Raw genomic sequence first — 16,798 nt, 5'->3', positions numbered from 1 at the left:
TCAAACCAATTACGGGGCGAGCAGCGACTCGACGTGGGCGACGACCTCGGCCAGAGCGATCTTGGACGTCTCGCCGGTGGCGCGCGTGGTGACCTCCGCCAGGCCCTCGGCCAGGCTGCGCCGGCCGATCGTCACGCGGAACGGGATGCCGGTCAGTTCCACGTCGCGGAACTTCACGCCCGCCCGTTCGGAGCGGTCGTCGATGATCACCTCGATGCCCGCGGTGGCCAGACCCGCGTAGACGTCCTCGGCGGCCTTGGCCACCTCGGCGTCGTCCGACTGGGCCGGGACGACCGCGAGCTGGAACGGCGCCACGGAGAGCGGCCAGACGATGCCGCGCTCGTCGTTGTGGGTCTCGACGATCGCGGCCATCGCCCGCTCCACGCCGATGCCGTAGCTGCCCATGACCACCGGGACGAGGCGGCCGTCCGGGGCCAGGACCTCGACGCCGAGGGCGCGGGCGTAGCGGTCGCCGAGCTTGAAGATGTGGCCCACCTCGATGGCCCGGACGATCTCCAGCGGCGACCCGCACCGGACGCAGGGTTCGCCGGCGGCGACCTCGCGCAGGTCGGCCCAGGTGCCCACGCCGATGTCGCGTTCGACCGAGACGCCGCGCAGGTGGACGTCGTCGGTGTTCGCGCCGGTGAACATGTCGCGGCGGCCCCGCAGTGCCTCGTCCGCGATCACCGGGAGCGCCACGCCGACCGCGCCCAGGCTGCCCGGCAGAGCCCCTAGAGCGTCGAGGATCTCGGACGGCTCGGCGGCGCGGATCTCGGTCGCGCCGGTCGCGTCCACGAGCTTCTGCTCGTTGAGCGGGTGATCGCCGCGCAGCAGCACGAGCGTGAGCGTGCCGTCCAGGATGTAGACGAGTGTCTTGATCTGCCGGCCGCCCGGCGCGTCGTACGCCAAGAGATCTTCGATCGTGCGGACGCCGGGTGTGTCGAAGCGTTCCGGTGCGTCCAGCCCCGGGCCGTCCGAAGCAGCGGGCAGCGCCGAGGTCGCACGCTCGATGTTCGCCGCGTAGCCGCAGGCCGGGCAGTGGGCGACGAGGTCCTCGCCGACGTCGGACGGGCACATGAACTCGGTCGAGCCGGAGCCGCCCATCGTCCCGCTGGACGCCTCGCACGGCAGCGCCGGAATGTCCAGCCGTTCGAAGATCCGCGTGTAGGCGCCGTGGTAGGCGTCGAACGACGCGTCCAGGCCGGGACGGTCGATGTCGAAGCTGTAGGCGTCCTTCATGGTGAACTCGCGGGTGCGCATGAGGCCGCCCTTGGGGCGCGGCTCGTCCCTAAACTTCGTCTGGAACTGGTACCACTGCTGCGGCAGCTGCTTGTAGGAGCTCAGCTCCCGCGCCACGGTCGCGAAGATCTCCTCGTGCGTCATGCCGAGGGCGAGGTCGGCGCCGCGCCGGTCGCGGAGCCGGAACATCTCCTGGCCCATCAGCTCCCAGCGGCCCGACTTCTGCCACGGCTCGGCCGGGTGCAGCGCCGGGAGCAGCATCTCCTGCGCGCCGATCGCGTTCATCTCCTCCCGCACGATCTGGATGATCTTCGCGCGGACGCGGACGGCCAGCGGCAGCAGCGAGTAGTGGCCCGCGGTCAGCTGCCGGATGAGACCGGCGCGGAGCAGCAGCCGGTGGCTCGGCGCGTCCGCCTCGGCGGGGTCCTCGCGGAGAGTGGGCACGAACATCTGGGACCAGCGCATCCCGCGAGCCTAACCAATCGTTCCTGCCCGCCGCCGCCGGTCAGTACCCTGATTGCCGTGAGTCGAGAAGGTGTGACGCCGCAGAGCGAGGATTTCTCCGCCTGGTACAACGAGCTGGTCGTGCAGGCCCAGCTCGTCGACCGCGGACCGGTGCGCGGCACGATGGTCATCCGCCCGTACGGTTACCGGATGTGGGAGCTGCTCCAGGCCGACCTGGACCAGCGGATCAAGGACGCGGGGCACGACAACGCGTGCTTCCCGATGTTCATCCCGGAGTCGTATCTCAAGCGCGAGGCCGAGCACGTCGAGGGCTTCTCCCCCGAGCTGGCCGTCGTGACGCACGCGGGCGGCAAGGACCTGGAGGAGCCGCTGGTCGTGCGGCCGACGTCCGAGACGGTCATCGGCGAGTACATGGCCAAGTGGATCGACTCGCACCGCGACCTGCCGCTGCTGCTGAACCAGTGGGCGAACGTCGTCCGCTGGGAGATGCGGCCCCGGATGTTCCTGCGGACGACCGAGTTCCTCTGGCAGGAGGGCCACACCGCGCACGCCGACGAGGACGACGCGATGCGCGAGACGATGTGGGCCCTGGACGCCTACACCAGCCTCGCGCGCGACCTGGCGGCGATGCCCGTCGTCGCGGGGGAGAAGACGCCCGGTGAGCGGTTCGCCGGCGCCGTCCGCACGTACACCATCGAGGGCATGATGCGGGACGGCCGGGCCCTGCAGGCCGGGACGTCGCACTACCTCGGCACCAACTTCGCCAAGGCGTTCGAGATCCAGTACCAGGACGAGGCGGGCAGGCTGACCCTCGCGCACACCACGTCCTGGGGCATGAGCACCCGCATGATCGGCGGCGTGATCATGACGCACGGGGACGACAAGGGCCTCGTGCTGCCGCCGCGCATCGCGCCGTACCAGGTCGTGATCGTCCCGATCGGGCGCAAGGAGCAGGGCGAGCAGGCCGCGGCGGAGGCCCGCAGGCTGGGCGCGGCGATCAAGGCGAAGGGCATCCGCGTCCACGTCGACGACAACCGTCCGCAGCTGTCGCCGGGCTTCAAGTTCAACGAGTGGGAGATGCGCGGCGTCCCCGTCCGCATCGAGCTGGGCAAGCGCGACATCGACGCGGGCGTCGCCACCCTTGTGCGGCGACTGCCTACGGTCGAGGGGCAGGGCAAGGAGCAGATCCCGCTGGACAAGCTCGCCGAGGTTCTGCCGGGGGTCCTCGACGACTTCCAGTCGTTCCTGCTCGGCCGCGCCGAAGCGTTCCGCGAGGACCGCACCGCCGTCGTGGACGGCTGGGACGCGTTCGGCGCGCAGGTCGCGTCCGGATGGGCCCGCGCGTTCCACTGCGGCGAAGGCGCCTGCGAGGACGACATCAAGGCGGAGACCGCCGCGACACCGCGGGTCATCGCGTCCGACGCACCGGAGGAGGCCGGCGACTGCGTGAAGTGCGGCCGCCCGTCCGCCTACGGCAAGCGCGTCATCTTCAGCCGCGCCTACTGAGAGGCCGCGCTCGCGTCAGGTGCTCTCGGGATTCGACGGGGTGCGTTTCACCTTCAGCCGGGTCATGTACGGCTGGATGAACCACACGTAGGTGCACAACGCCGCCAGGGACGCCGCCGTGAGGATCGTCCAGGTCGGTGTCTCCGCGAGCGACTCGACGATCAGCGTGGTCGCCGCCGTCATCGACGCCATCAGGGCGAACGCGCCGATGATCCCGAAGAAGTTGGCGCGGCGGATCAGCAGCGGCTTCTGCCCCTGCCGGAACAGGATCCGGTGGTGGAAGGCCGGCGCGGTGAAACAGATCGAGGCGATCGCCGCCCCGAACAGCGCGATGTAGAACAGCGGTATCCCCGCACCGTCGACCTTGTCGAAGTTGGCGGAGTACGGGACGGTGAGCAGGAACGCGAAGAGCACCTGCACGCCGGTGACCGCGACACGGAACCCCTGGAGGAGCTCCACCAGCTGCCGGTCGAGACGTTCGTGTTCGGTCTCGTTGCGTGGCTTTTTCGAGGGATCGACGGTCATGGAACGCATTTACCCGGCTGAACGACCATCAGTCCACCGACCGGGCCGGCCGTTCCTACCCGAGGGACGGCGGTTCCACCCGCAGCGCGAGCATCGACACGTCGTCGCGCAGGTCGCTGTCGCAGAAATCCAGCAGCGCCCGTTCCACCGCGGCCAGCATCTCCTCCGGAGATTCACCCGCGTGACCGGCGAGGCACTCCAGCATGCGCTCCTGCCCGAACTCCTGCCGCAGCATGTCGCACGCCTCAAGGACGCCGTCGGAGTACAGGATCAGCGTGTCGCCGACGGTGAGTTCGACCGTGTCCAGCCCGGCCTCGAAGTCCTCGAACAGGCCGAGCGGGACGCCGCCGCGCGACGCCGACCTGATCACCCCGTCGGCGCGGACGACGACCGCGGGCGGGTGGCCCGCGGTGCCGAGGGTGACGATGACCCGCTCCGTCTCCACGGTCAGCCCGGCCATCACGGCGGTGACGAACCGGTCCTCGTCCAGCAGCGCCTCGTTCACGACGCCGAGGACGTCGCCCGGGTGCGCCTTCCACCGCGCCGCCAGCCGCGCGCAGTGCCGGGCCGTCGCGGTCACGGCCGCCGCGTCCTCGCCCTTGCCGCACACGTCGCCGAGGATCAGCCCCCAGCCGTTCTCGGTGCGGAACACGTCGTAGAAGTCGCCGCCCACCTCCGAGCCGTGCGTCGCCGTCAGATACTTCGCGGCGACGCTGATGCCCGGAATGGCCGGCAGTGATTTCGGCAGCAGCCCGGCCTGCAGCGTCTCGGCGACCTCGGCGCGGCGCCGGTACAGCCGCGCCGCCCGGATCACCAGGGCCAGGTAGCGGCCGAGCCGCTGGACGACCCCGAGATCCATGAGATCGAACGGGCCGTACTCGCCGCTCGCCGTCAGCGTGATCGTTCCAATGGCGTGGACGCCGTCCTCGATCGGGACGCTCAGCACCGACGTCGCGCCGATCTTGCCGCAGACGGGCTGGCCGTCCGGGCACACGCCGAGGATGTCGAGGTCCTCCACGTGGGGCCGCAGGGCGCTCTGCCGGGTGACGAACACGGTGTGGGGCAGGGTGCCCTGGACGGGCTCGACCTCCTCCAGCATCCGTGCGGCCTCGACGGAATGCTCGTCCTCCGGGCCCATCACGACCTGGCGGCGCAGCGGCGGCGCCGAGCCCGCCGCGTGCGCCCCGGCCGGTGAGGACGCCCCCGCGCCGCCGTTCGGGCCGGTCAGGTCGATGAACGCCCAGTCGGCGAGTTCGGCGGCCAGCAGCCGGGCGCACCGCCGGACCGCCACGGTCTCGTTGAAGACCGGTTCGTCGAGCAGCAGTTCAGTGGCGGTGGCGAGGACGTCCATCCGGTGGACGATCGTGGCGACGGCCTCATCGTCCGGCGGTGCGCCGGGAGCCGTCTTCGGGTGGGCGGGCCCGTCCTGGGCGGCCGCCTTCGCGGCGGGAGCGGGCACCGCCCGGGCGGGCACCGCCTGGGCCGATGCGATCTGGGCGGACGCCGCCCGTTTCGCCTTCCCCTGCCGGACGGGCGGGGCCTGGTGATGGGTGGGGGTGTTCGTCGGACCGGCGGCCACCACGACCATCGGGTCCGGTTCGCCGCGTATCCACACGCGGGCCAGCGTCACCACGGCGTCGACCGGCCGGTCGCGGCCGAGGAAACGGACCGGGACACGGCGGCGCCCACCCGTCCGGACGGCCGCGGCCAGCTGCGACCGCACGGCCGCACGGCCCGCCATGTCGCAGAACGCCGTGAACTGCTTGCCGGACACGTAACCGGCGGACGTGCCGAGCAGCGCCGCCGCCTGCCGGTTGACGCGCCGGACGCTCGTGTTGCGGTCCAACAGGAACAGCGGCACCGGGGCGTCCTGGAAGACCGTGCGAAGCACCCGCCGCTCGTTCTCGGCCGCGGCCGATCCGCCCTGCTCACCGGTGTGCTCGGTGCCCATCGTCCGCAGCACGGTCAGCGCCAGCTCCAGCTCGACCAGGGCCGCGTCCAGCGTGGCCCGCAGGTCGGGCCCGGGCACACCGGCTGCCTGGCGCAGCTCACCGATGCGCCCTTCGAGGTCCGAGATCTCCCGCATCACGGCCTCGGGTTCGAGCTGGTCGGGCTGATCGTGCATCTGGTCACCCTCTCGTCCGCATCACGCGGTGAAACCAGGTCGGCTTTTCGCACGGCCGACCGGACCACGGTCTTCGCACCGCGCAACGGCCGGCCCTGCCGGGCTCGACTGAGCGCAGCCTATGCGCCTCACCCCCGCGCGCCTAGATTCATGCCTCAGGGAGCCCCTGTTCACCGACGATACGTTGGGCGAGGGCGGTGAGCTTCACGTGACGTGTCTGTGAGATACGGCGCATCTCGGCGAACGCCTTGTCCGCGTCGCACCCCAGCGCGTGCATGAGGATGCCCTTCGCCTGGTCGACGACGGCGCGCGCCTCGACCGCCTCCTGCAACTGCACGGCGGTGCGGTGCACGTCGTCGTACTGCCGGGTGTTGGTCACCGCGGCGCTGCCCTGGGCCATGAGCAGGGACGCGAGCACGTGCCGGCCGGAACCGAGGGACTTCGGCGTCACCCCGTACAGGGAGAGCGTGACGAGGACGGGCTGGTTCAGGTGGGGGGTCGTGGTGAAGCAGCGCACCCCGCGGCGCAGCATGTCGGCCATCGCCTCGGGCCAGCGGGTCTCGGCGAGGATGTCGTCGGACGCCAGCGCCCGGCGGCCCAGCACCACGTCGAAGATCGGCCCGTGCCCGCGGGACAGCTGCCGCTCGATGACCTCGGCGAGATCGGGATGGCTGGCCGCGGCCGCCAGCGGCTCGGGCCTGATCTCCTCGGGCACCGGCGCACCGGGCCGGGTACCGCGCGCACGCACGTTCTGCCTGGCGCTGCGTGAGACGGCCGGGACGGTGCCCGGATCGTTCCCGGACGCATCGGGGAGCGCCCAGCGCACGCTCGCCGCGCCCGCGCATCCGGGGACGGCGCGCGAGGCCAGCTCCGTCACCCGGTGCAGGGTGCCGATGTCGGAGGACTCCCCGACCACGCCCAGCCGGGCGATCTCCATCGCGAGCTGGTCCGTCAGAACCGTTTCGGTGGGCCTCACCCCTCCGAGATTATCCTGCGCTGAGGGTTCCGGCGTCGGCGGCGCCTGTCCCGCTCCCCTTCCGTTGTATCCGCGGTTCATCGAAGTCCCCAGTGCTCGAAAGTGCCAGGACGCTGCTGCTTCGTGGTGGGAGGGATGGGCTGCTCGCAAGGGCGTTCGATGGGACGGGCGGTTCAGGTGGGAGGGCTCGTTCGACCGGGGAGGGGCGTTGCCTGGCGGGGTCAGTTGTTCGGCGGGGCCTTGCTGATCTCGGGGAGTGGACCGACCTCGCCGTTGGCGACGGCCAGGTCACCGATGCAGACGATGCCGACCGGACGGTGCTCGGCGTCCACGACGGGGAGGCGCCGGACGGCCTGTTCGCACATCAGCCGGACCGCGGTCCCGGTGTCGTCGTCCGGGTGCACGGTGGTCAGCTCCGCCGTGCACACGTCACCGAGAGGGGTGAGCGACGTGTCGCGGCTCTCGGCGACCGCCCTGACGACGATGTCCCGGTCGGTGACCACGCCGCACAGCCGTCCCGCGTAGGTGACCAGAACGTCGCCGATTCCCCTGTCCCGCATGATCCGGGCGGCTTCGTACAGCGTCGCGTCCAGCGGCAGCGTCTGCGGAGCCGCCGTCATCACGTCGCTGACCCTTGGTGGCATCGAGCACATCCTTCCGAATCGCCGGCGGCTCGCGTGGCCCGTGTGCGCGCCCTACCCACGGTCGGCGCGCCTATGCGGACGGTTCCGCTATCGGACCTTGCCCGGACTTGCCGTGAGCCGGTCTTTCCGTGAACCGGACTTGCCGTCAGAAGGCGAAGACCATTCCGGTGCGCGACCGCATGGCGCAGTCGTTGCCGAACCCGGCCCGGAAGCGTACGGGCTTTCCGTGCCACCGCCCCTTCGCCTCGGCGATCACCGGCGAGTGGACCGCGGTGCACATTCGCCCGTCCGGCGCGTGGGTGAACGCCCCGCCGGATTCGCCCAGTTCCGAGCAGGCCCGCGCCGCCTCGGGGTGCCCGCCTCCCGGCGGTCCGCAACGCAGCGTGGTGGCCCTGCCACCGGTCGTGGCGCGGTCCGGGTGGGTGAGGGTGAGCCTGAGGGAGGTCCCCGGCTCCGCCGGCACCGCCGGCATGAGGGCGATCACCGCACCCGCGATGACGCCGGTGGCGAGGTTCGGCATCGATACTCCGAGGGTCGAGGGCGTAAGGGCATCGACGATCGCTCAGAGTATCCGCAAAGTAACTGATCGTGCGGAAAAATGGCCGATCCCGCAGTCACGGGGCAACTGCGGGACCGAGTGCGAACGGTTATGCGGCGAGTACGTGGTCGGAGAGGGCCTCACGGAGTTGCTTGCGGCCCCGGTGCAGCCGGGACATGACCGTGCCGATGGGCGTGCCCATCATCTCCGCGATCTCCTTGTAGGCGTAGCCCTCGACGTCGGCGAGGTAGACGGCGTCCCGGAAGTCCTTCGGGAGGGCGCGCAGGGCGGTGACGACCTCGGAGTCGGGGATGCGGTCCAGCGCCTCGGACTCGGCGGACCGGAAACCGGACGAGTGCGCCTCGGCGCGCGCGATCTGCCACTCCTCCAGCTCCTCGGAGCCGGCGCGCTGGGGCTCGCGCTGCTTCTTGCGGTAGGTGTTGATGAAGTTGTTGGTGAGGATGCGGTGCAGCCACGCCTTCAGGTTCGTGCCTTCCTGGAACTGGTGGAAGTTCACGTAGGCCTTGGCCAGGGTCTCCTGGACGAGGTCTTCGGCGTCGGCGGAGTTGCGGGTCATGCGGACGGCGCTGGCGTACAGCGGGTCGGCGAGCGGCAGGACGTCGCGCTCGTAGCGCCGCATGCTGTCGGCGGTCGCGGCGCGGCTCGCGTTGCGGCGGACAGGCGTGGTCACAGCGGTCATCGTCGCTCCCCGTAGGTAGTGGCCCGGCGGGAAAGGGCCGGTTGCTGGCGCGTGTTCGGGGGCACGCGCGGACCGGGCGGACGAACCGCCCCCCGTTCAAGTGGTACGTGCCACCGTTCCCGACGGGTTCGGAGGGGTCTCGGCCGCGCATGGAGGGTGGGCCGAGGGGTTTGCGCGGGTCGGCGATGCCAGGGCGACCCCGTCTTCCGAGACGTCGCGGGCCATGCTCGATCAGGCGCTTCCCACCCATCGGTGGTCTTCCTGTCATGTAAGACGCCTGGAAGGGTCCAAATGGTTGCGCGCGGCGGCGTGTCGTCCGTCACACCCTCCCGGACGACGTTCACCTGCGGCGCGGCGCCCTCATCGGAGGTTCCATGAGGGCGGCACGCCGCAGGTGAACGGTATGGGACGGACGGTCAGCGGGTGAGGTGTCTCAGGGCCCTGGCCATCAGGGCCTGCCGGTCCGCGGGGTCCGCCTGCTCGAACCCGAAGCCGAACAGGATGGTGTCCCTGGTCGCGACCGACGAGACGGAGTCGATCAGGGCCTGCGTGCGGAGGAACTCCTCGCTGTTGCCGGGGCTTCCCTCCGGTGCGCCCTGGATCGCCCAGGGGCCGAGGCCTGTCTCGAAGCCTTCTGCGTCGATCTCACCGGAGGACGTGGTGAGCCTGGTGTCGTCGATGAACAGTCCGGTTCCGCCGGTGAAGGGGTCGCTCACGTAGGAGAAGGACACCTCGACCTGCTTGCCCGCGTAGGCGGACAGGTCGAACGCGGCGGGAACCCAGCCGTTGGAGTTGCCCGTGAGGGCGTTCCATGCACCGGACGTTCCGGTGTCGCCGCAGGGGTTGCCTCCTGTGAGGTAGTGGTTGAGGAACGGGTGCATGTCGAGGTAGTAGCCCTGCTCGCACTGGGCCGGGACGGTCGTGGTCGTCCGCCCGTTCTTCTCGGGCAGCGTGGTCCAGTCGTCGCCGCCGGCGGTGTGCGCCTCGATGATGACGTTGTCGAAGCCCGCTTCGGTGCTGTAGGCGAGCTGGGCCTGGAGGGTCGGGGCCTGCGCGGCGGTGACGCCGGACAGGTCGATCGTCCGGGTCAGGCGCCGCCAGGTGGAGTCCTGGTGGGGTCCGGCGACGTACCACTCGCCCTCGACGGGTTCGGTGGGCGCGGCGGCGCCCGCGTAGTCGCCGATCTTCCAGCTGTCGAACTGCGGGAAGTCGTCCTTCGGCAGGACGGTCGAGGTGACCTGGAACCCGCCCGTCTCGTTCAGCGGGTTCGTCGCGGTCCCGGGGAGTCCGGCCGTGACGCCGTCGAACGGCCCCTTCGTGCCGGTGAACTCCGTCGGGGCCCCGATGCGCTGCCTGTCGTACGCGCCCAGGTAGTACTGGAAGAAGTCGTCCGACAGAAGTTCGCAGTCGTCACGGAAGCTCGTGGTGATCACGCACGGCTTCTCCGGATGCCCCTTCAGGCCGTAGTAGATGCCGCCGCCGTTCGCCTGGCCGAGCGGTCCGTTGTATCCGGTCGTCTCACCGGTGTGGAGGAGCTTGCCGCCCTCGTTCAGGTACGAGCGGACGTTCAGGAGCAGGTCCTTCGCCCGGTCGGCCACCTGTGAGTCCGGGTAGTCGCCGATGACGGTCCGCAGGGGCTCGTCGGCCTCGTCCTGGGTGAGGCGGTTGTCGCCCAGGTACCAGACGACGGCCTTGAAGTGCTTCAGGACGCCGAGGTCGTGCGGGACGCCGTCCTTGTCGATGTCCCAGATGAGCGGCTTGTGCTTGGCGGCCCTGACCAGATCGGCGTACTGCTCGGCGTACCGGGGCTTGTCCGTCCCGGGTGGGTAGGACGGGTTGACGCCGGTGTAGTCCTCGTCCGCGATGACCAGGACGTCGGCCCTGTTCTGGTCGCGCACGGTGTAGGTGAAGTGTTCGCTCTCGACACGGTCGCGGCCCTTCACGCCGGTGAACCACACCTCGACCTTGTCGCCGGGCCGCTGCCGTTCGACCGTGCCGCGGAACTCGCCGTAGTAGGTGTCGTTCTCGTCGCCGTACCGCTCGCCGCCGCGCCACTCGCGCACCCGGTCGTGGTGCACGCGGCCGCCGTTGATCCGGTAGCTGAGCGTCTTGTGGCGCAGTGACCTGCGGATCACCGAGGCCACTTCCTGCGAGTGGCCGTAGGACGTGCCGAACGCGTCGGTCTCGAAGTCGGCGGCGGTGCGTCCGACGGGGGACACGGGCTCGTCCGGGTCGTCCGCCGACTTGGCGACCGACAGGGCGAGCGGGATGTTCTTCTCGAACTCCTTCTGGATGAGTGTCTCGTCGTCCGGGAACTCGAAGCCGCTGCCGCAGTCGCCGGGCTCCCACTCGTCGTCCGGGTCGGACTCGGCGGCCGACTCGCAGGTCGCCATCTCCGGCGTGATCGACAGGGCGTGGTCGACGTTGTCGGCGTAGCCGTCGGTGTCGCCGTTGGTGGTGTAGAGCTGGGCGCCCAGCTGCGGCGTGTAGCCGGGGACGGCCGGGTTGTCGATGTCGCCCAGCAGCGCCTTATTGATCACGTCGTCCGGGCTGTCGGTCAGGGCCTGCCACCCGACGCCGTACAGCAGCAGCTCCGCCGCCGAGTGGTAGTTGATCAGGAAGGTGGGGCGGACCTTCTTGTAGAGGTCCATCTGGGCACGGGTCTCGGGCTCGGACCCGGCCGACGGGCCGCGGTAGGTCTGGTTGGAGGGCTGGTCCGAGGACCCCTCGTTGTCGTAGCCCCACTTGTAGGGGAAGTTCCGGTTCAGGTCGACGCCGTCCATGCCGGTGATCTGGCCGTCGCCGTTGTTGTCGCGGGTGTTCTTGCGCCAGAGGCGGAACCCGTCCTGGAACGTCAGGTCATAGCCGTCGACGTTGATGACGGGGATGAACCACAGCTCGGTCGTGTCGACGATCCCGGTGATGCCGGCGTCCGTGCCGTACCCGTCGACGTAGTGGTGCAGCAGCCGGCGAACCATCTCGGGGGTGATCCACTCGCGGGCGTGCTGGGCCGCCTGGTAGACGACGACGGGCTTCTCGTGGCGCTTGTGCCGTCCCCTCTCGTTGCCGTCGTCCTTGGTGACCTTGACGGCGGTGATCGGCCGGCCTTCGCCGCTCTTGCCGATCTCCACCGCAGTCGCGATGGAGGGATTGTCGGAGGCGACCTTGAGGAGTTCCTCGCGGATGTTCCCGGGGCCGCTGTAGGGGCGGAAGACGCCGTCGGGGGCGGCCTTCGTGCGCGCGCGGGCGTCCTGGCCGCCGGCCTTCGCCGTGAGGCCGAGGCCCTGCCTGTTGAGCGAGGCGGCCTGGGGCGCGCTCATCACGGCCTCGACGCGGACGGTGCCCTTCTTCGCGCCCTTGGTGATACGGACGTCCTCGTGGTCGAGGCCGGAGCCGTTCAGCAGTTCGACCTGGGCCGGGTTCAGCTCGGCGGTGTAGACGTTCACGGCCGCGCCGGGGGATGCGGGGCCGGGGGCGGCGTGGGCGGGGGCCGCCACCAGGGTTCCGATCAGGAGCGCGGCGGCGGCGAGGATGGGGGTGAGTCTTCGATGCCGGAAATGTGTGCGCGGCATTGCGCCTCCCTGGCAGGGAACACGAACGGGGGTTGCGTGATCGTCTGCCGGGGGATGGTGGGTGTCAATGGGGCATTAGTGTCCTATGCCGCATTCGGTCACCGTCTTGGCGGCCGTCTCCATCTGTGCTTCGGGCCCTCCGGCCGAACCGAATTCCGCAGAGTACCGACACGATCTTCTTACGCCAGGTAACGTCCCCTTTACCGGGAGTGGCCGAAAGTGTCGAGCGTCCTTCGCTCCGGGGGAGGGGACCAGATGGTCGTCGATGAGCTACTGGGTGTGGCGCGGATGACCGCCATCACCCTGAACGGTCGCGGACGCATCAGCCACTGGGACGACGCCGCCGCCCGCCTGTTCGGTGCCGGACGGCACCAGGCCGTGGGCCGCCCGCCCGCCGCGCTGCTGCGGCTCCCGCGCGAACACCGCGGCGCCTTCGAGCCGGAGATCTTCGGCCACGTCTGGTGCGGCGCCTGCACCCTGCCGCGCGTCGACGACGGCGAGCCCGCCGAGGTCGGCTGGTGGGTCTACCCGATCGAACCCGACCCCGGCGGCCTGGACGTCCGCGTCCTCGCGCTCGCCGCCGACCTGCGCCGGCTCCGCGAGGACGGCCCCGGCGTCACCATGGGCGACCTGCCCGTGGCGCCGCCCGACGGCGCCGCCCGGCGCGCCGCCGGGGCGCGGCTGCTGCGGGTCGAGCCCGCGCTGGCCTCCCCGGCCGGGCCCGCCTCCGCCCGGCTCGCCGCCCGGCTGGCGGACCTGCTTCCCGGCCTGCTGCCCGCGATGGAACCGGCCGCGGCCGAACGGATCACCTTGCGGGTGCTCGGCCTCGGCTGCCCGGCGGTCTCGCTCGGGCTGACCGTCCGGCTGCCGATCGTCCCGCACGCGGATGCGCCGCCCGTCCCGCCGCCCCGTCCCGTGCCCGCTCCGCCGCCGGGGCCCGGTCCCCTCCCGCCTGAGGAGATCCGCCCGCACGGGGAGGCCGACCGGATGCGCCCGCCCCACGCATCGCCCCCGGCTGCGCCCCACCCGCCCCCCGATACCGGACCGGGCGCCGAAGAAGAGTGGGAGACCATGGCCGTCCGGGAGCCGCTGACCTACCTCGGCGAGGCCGGCCAGCAGATCGGCAGCTCTCTCGACCATCTGCAGGCCGCGCGGAAACTCGCCGAGGTGCTGGTCCCTCGGCTCGCCGACTTCGCCGCGGTCGAACTGCTCGAACGCGTCGTCGCCGACTCCGCGCCGCCCCTCGACGAGATCGACGAGACCACGCAGGTGCGCCGCGTCGCGGTCGTCCACAACGACGAGTGCGGACGCTGGGACGACCTCGTCCCCGAGGGGGAGGCGCTGCTGCTGTCGTCCGCTTCGCCGTTCGTCCAGGCCATGCGGACCGGACGTCCCGTCCACATCCCCCGCGTCGACACCCGGCGGGCCGCCGAGATCGCCGCCTCGTTCGGCGACCGCGACCTGCGGCCGCTGTTCACCGGCCGGGCGCTGCTGATCGTCCCGCTGATCGCGCGGGGCCGGGTGCTCGGGACGTTCAAGCTGCTTCGCAAACCGGACCGGCCCGGATTCGGCGAACTCGACCTCGCCATGGTCGGCGAACTGGCCCGCCGCGCCGCGCTGTGCATCGACAACGGCCGGCTGTACCGCCGCGAGGTGCAGGTCGCCGAGGAACTGCAGCACAGCATGCTGCCCGACGATCCGCCGGACGTCGCCGGCGCGCGCGTCCGCTACCGCTACCGGCCCGCCGAGCAGGCCGTCAACGTCGGCGGCGACTGGTTCGACGCCATCCCGCTGCCCGGCTGCCGGCTCGGCATCGTCGTCGGCGACGTCATGGGCCACGGCCTCACCTCAGCGGCGATCATGGGGCAGATGCGCACCGCCGTCCGCACCCTCGCCGCCGAGGACATGCGGCCCGCTCGGCTCCTGCGCCAGCTCGACGGCCTCGCCCGCCGGCTCGGCGAGGACTACCTCGCCACCTGCCTGTACGCGGTGTACGACCCCGTCGAGCGCAGATGCACCCTCGCCAACGCCGGGCACGTCCCGCCCGTCCTGGTGTCGGCCTACGGCGAAAGCCGCGTCCTGACCGTCCCGTCCGGTGTGCCGATCGGCGTCGGCGGCGTGCCGTTCGAGGCCGTCGAGGTGCAGGTCGAGGACGGGGCGCAGCTCATCCTGTGCACCGACGGCCTCCTGGAGCGCCGCGACCGCGACCTCGAACAGGGGCTGGAGGAACTGCGCGGCCGCCTCACCGGGGCGACGGCCGACCTCGACGGCACCTGCGACACCCTGCTCGACACCCTCGCCGCACCCACCCCCGCCGACGACATCGCCATCGTGGCGGTCGGGTTCGACGGGATCCCCAAGGACGACGTCTCCATCTGGGAACGACTGGAACCGCGGCCCAGCACCATCCCGTGGATCCGGACGCAGGTCGCCGGCCGGCTCGCCGACTGGCGCCTCGAACCGCTCACCGACACCGTCGAACTGCTCGTCAGCGAACTCGTCACCAACGCACTCGTGCACGGCGCCGGAACCATCGGCCTCCGCGTGATCAAGGGCGGAAGCCTGCTCTGCGAGGTCCACGACGACGGCGCCGACCTTCCCCGCCTCCGCAACACCGACGCCACCGACGAGTCGGGCCGCGGACTCCAGCTCGTCAGCCACCTCGCCGCGCGCTGGGGCACGCACCGCACCGAACGGGGGAAGGTCGTCTGGTTCGAACATCCGCTGCCGCGCTGATGTCCGAGGTCGTGGGCCCGCATCGCGGCCCTGTGAGGTAAATGTCCCGTTTCAATGGATGGTTTACGCCGTTCCCGTCCGCTCTGATCGATGGTGATTCGTGCATCGAGGCCACCGGGGGAACAGTTGGGGCGGAATCTGACGCTGGCGGTCCCGGAGACGCTCTACGGCACCTACGCCGTGGCGCTCCCCACACCCATCGCCGACCCGGCCGCACTGGCCCATGACGAGGTGACGCGACGGACCCGGCCGCCCCTCCGCGACCTGGTCCTCGGCATGCTCGACAGCCCCATGCTCACCCTCGACCAGCGCCCCGCCGGCGACTTCCCGCCGCTTCCCGGCGACCTCCTCGCCGCCTACAGGGCCGCCCCGTCCGACCTCACGGCCATCGACTCCGCCGCGCACCTGCTCGCGGTCAGCTCCGCGTACCGTCCCGGCCGCCCGCCCGCGCACGAATGGGCCGCCCGCGCCGTCGCCGGCGCCGTCGGGGCCGCGCTGACCGCCCCCGTGATCGACGTCTTCACCCCGCAGGTCCTGCCTCTCGCCCACCTGGAACGCTCCCTGCCCGGCCCGGACGGCACCTTCCGGCTCACCGACTGGATGCTGCTCCCGCACACCTCGGGCCCGGACGGCTTCTTCTTCACCACCAAGGGCCTGGCCAGATTCGGGCTCCCCGAACTGCAGACCGAAAATGTCCCACCCGCCCTCCTGGAACCGTGGGGGCGCCTCCTCAACGGCCTCGCCCGCCGCGTCCTCGACCTCTGGCTGGACGAACTCCCCGCCGGGGAACAGCCCCTCGTCGTCGACGTCCCCGAACTCGTCTCCGTGGGCCTGCGCGACATCGCCGCCGCTCAGGGCACCGACGACCCGATGCGCCGCGAGGTGTCGGTCCGCCTGCGCCTCGACACCGGCGAGCCTCCCGTCCTCACGGTGCTGCCCGCCGAGGACGGCCCGGACCGTCTCGAATCACTGTGCGCCGCCCTCTTCGGCGCACCCGAAAGCCGCCGATGAACTTGCCGATGATCTTGATCTGAGCGCAGGATCGACACGTGAGATTCGGCCCGCGCGACCGTCCAAGCCCCGAACCCGAGGACCCCGGCCCCCCGGAGCCGGAAGACGCCGCCCCCCGGCCGCGTCCCGGCCCCTACCCGGAAGACGTCCACGTGGCGGGCAGAAGCTCCGCCCCGCAAGAAGACCAACCCCCCTCGGACTGGGTCCCCGTCGAGGAGGCCCCCGCGAACGACCCGCCCTGGACCCCCCACCAGCCGACCCCACCGCCCGGCGCCACACCCCCCTCTGGCGTGGAGCCCCTCCGCCACGCTCCTGGCGACACTCCGTCCCGCCGCCCTCCGGACACGCCGGCATCCCCGCCACCACCACCCAGGCGCCCGCGCCCCGAGTCGTCCGCCCCATGGACACCGCACGCGCCGGCGAACCCACCCCCCACCCGCCCCGCCTCGCCGACGAGCGGCACGGAGCCGCCTGCCCGGCGCCCATACGACCCCGGCGCCGCACCGCAACCCGCCTCTCCGCCGAGCCCCCCGCAACCCGAGCCGTCCCCGTCGTGGGAGCCGCACGTCCCGTCGGCTTCGGAGGCGGGTTCCTCGCCGGTGGCCGGGGCCGGTTCCCCGGCTGGTTCTGCGTCGGGCGCCCCGCAAGCCGAGTCGCCTTCGTCCTGGGAACCGCACGTTCCGCCGGGTGCTGGGGCCGGTTCCTCTCCCAGCGTTCCGCCGGATTCACCCGCGACCTGGCAGTCGCGTGGGCCGGGCACC

11 protein-coding genes are annotated in these 16,798 nt (G+C 71.4%); 3 read left to right on the top strand and 8 right to left on the bottom strand.

Annotation, left to right across the window (positions count from 1 at the left end; translation table 11 throughout):
• Nucleotides 1-9: 9 nt before the first annotated feature.
• Nucleotides 10-1,704 carry a proline--tRNA ligase gene (locus ACGFK0_RS29145; RefSeq protein ID WP_392910476.1) on the bottom strand — a complete coding sequence of 565 codons (1,695 nt, stop codon included), beginning with the start codon at nt 1,702-1,704 and terminating at the stop codon, nt 10-12.
• Between the two features lie 57 nt (nt 1,705-1,761).
• Here ACGFK0_RS29145 and proS point away from each other — a divergent pair, with 57 nt between their 5' ends.
• Entirely contained in the window at nt 1,762-3,210 is a 1,449-nt protein-coding gene (gene proS / locus ACGFK0_RS29140; protein ID WP_392910473.1) for a proline--tRNA ligase, read from the top strand.
• Between the two features lie 15 nt (nt 3,211-3,225).
• Here the strand turns inward: proS and ACGFK0_RS29135 are convergent, their stop codons facing one another.
• The 7 genes from ACGFK0_RS29135 to ACGFK0_RS29105 all read right to left on the bottom strand — a co-directional run bounded on the left by ACGFK0_RS29135 (nt 3,226) and on the right by ACGFK0_RS29105 (nt 12,290).
• Entirely contained in the window at nt 3,226-3,735 is a 510-nt protein-coding gene (locus ACGFK0_RS29135; RefSeq protein ID WP_392910471.1) for a DUF6328 family protein, read from the bottom strand.
• 55 nt (nt 3,736-3,790) lie between these two features.
• Nucleotides 3,791-5,860 (bottom strand): SpoIIE family protein phosphatase, encoded by a 2,070-nt coding sequence (locus tag ACGFK0_RS29130; protein WP_392910469.1) that lies wholly within the window; start codon nt 5,858-5,860, stop codon nt 3,791-3,793.
• Between the two features lie 148 nt (nt 5,861-6,008).
• The gene (locus tag ACGFK0_RS29125) at nt 6,009-6,836 is read right to left on the bottom strand and encodes an ANTAR domain-containing response regulator (protein WP_392910467.1); all 828 of its coding nucleotides are present in this window, start codon (nt 6,834-6,836) and stop codon (nt 6,009-6,011) included.
• Between the two features lie 221 nt (nt 6,837-7,057).
• Nucleotides 7,058-7,480 carry a CBS domain-containing protein gene (locus ACGFK0_RS29120; protein WP_392910465.1) on the bottom strand — a complete coding sequence of 141 codons (423 nt, stop codon included), beginning with the start codon at nt 7,478-7,480 and terminating at the stop codon, nt 7,058-7,060.
• A gap of 145 nt (nt 7,481-7,625) precedes the next feature.
• Entirely contained in the window at nt 7,626-8,000 is a 375-nt protein-coding gene (locus tag ACGFK0_RS29115; RefSeq protein WP_392910463.1) for an SSI family serine proteinase inhibitor, read from the bottom strand.
• A gap of 127 nt (nt 8,001-8,127) precedes the next feature.
• A complete protein-coding gene (locus tag ACGFK0_RS29110; RefSeq protein WP_392910694.1) occupies nt 8,128-8,658 on the bottom strand; it encodes a sigma-70 family RNA polymerase sigma factor in 531 nt (176 codons plus the stop codon).
• Nucleotides 8,659-9,134: 476 nt separating this feature from the next.
• Entirely contained in the window at nt 9,135-12,290 is a 3,156-nt protein-coding gene (locus ACGFK0_RS29105; RefSeq protein WP_392910460.1) for a M14 family zinc carboxypeptidase, read from the bottom strand.
• Nucleotides 12,291-12,545: 255 nt separating this feature from the next.
• On the opposite strand from ACGFK0_RS29105, the gene ACGFK0_RS29100 reads away from it, so the two are divergent.
• On the top strand, nt 12,546-15,026 hold the full coding sequence (locus ACGFK0_RS29100; protein WP_392910458.1) for a SpoIIE family protein phosphatase: 2,481 nt from the start codon (nt 12,546-12,548) through the stop codon (nt 15,024-15,026).
• Nucleotides 15,027-15,152: 126 nt separating this feature from the next.
• Nucleotides 15,153-16,037, top strand: a complete 885-nt coding sequence (locus ACGFK0_RS29095) for a hypothetical protein (protein WP_392910455.1) — start codon at nt 15,153-15,155, stop codon at nt 16,035-16,037.
• Nucleotides 16,038-16,798 lie beyond the last annotated feature (761 nt).

Source organism: Spirillospora sp. NPDC048823 (assembly GCF_043198445.1).
In the GTDB taxonomy this organism is placed as follows: domain Bacteria; phylum Actinomycetota; class Actinomycetes; order Streptosporangiales; family Streptosporangiaceae; genus Spirillospora.
Note: the sequence above shows the minus strand (reverse complement) of the source record. Positions and strands in the feature narration are given on the sequence as shown.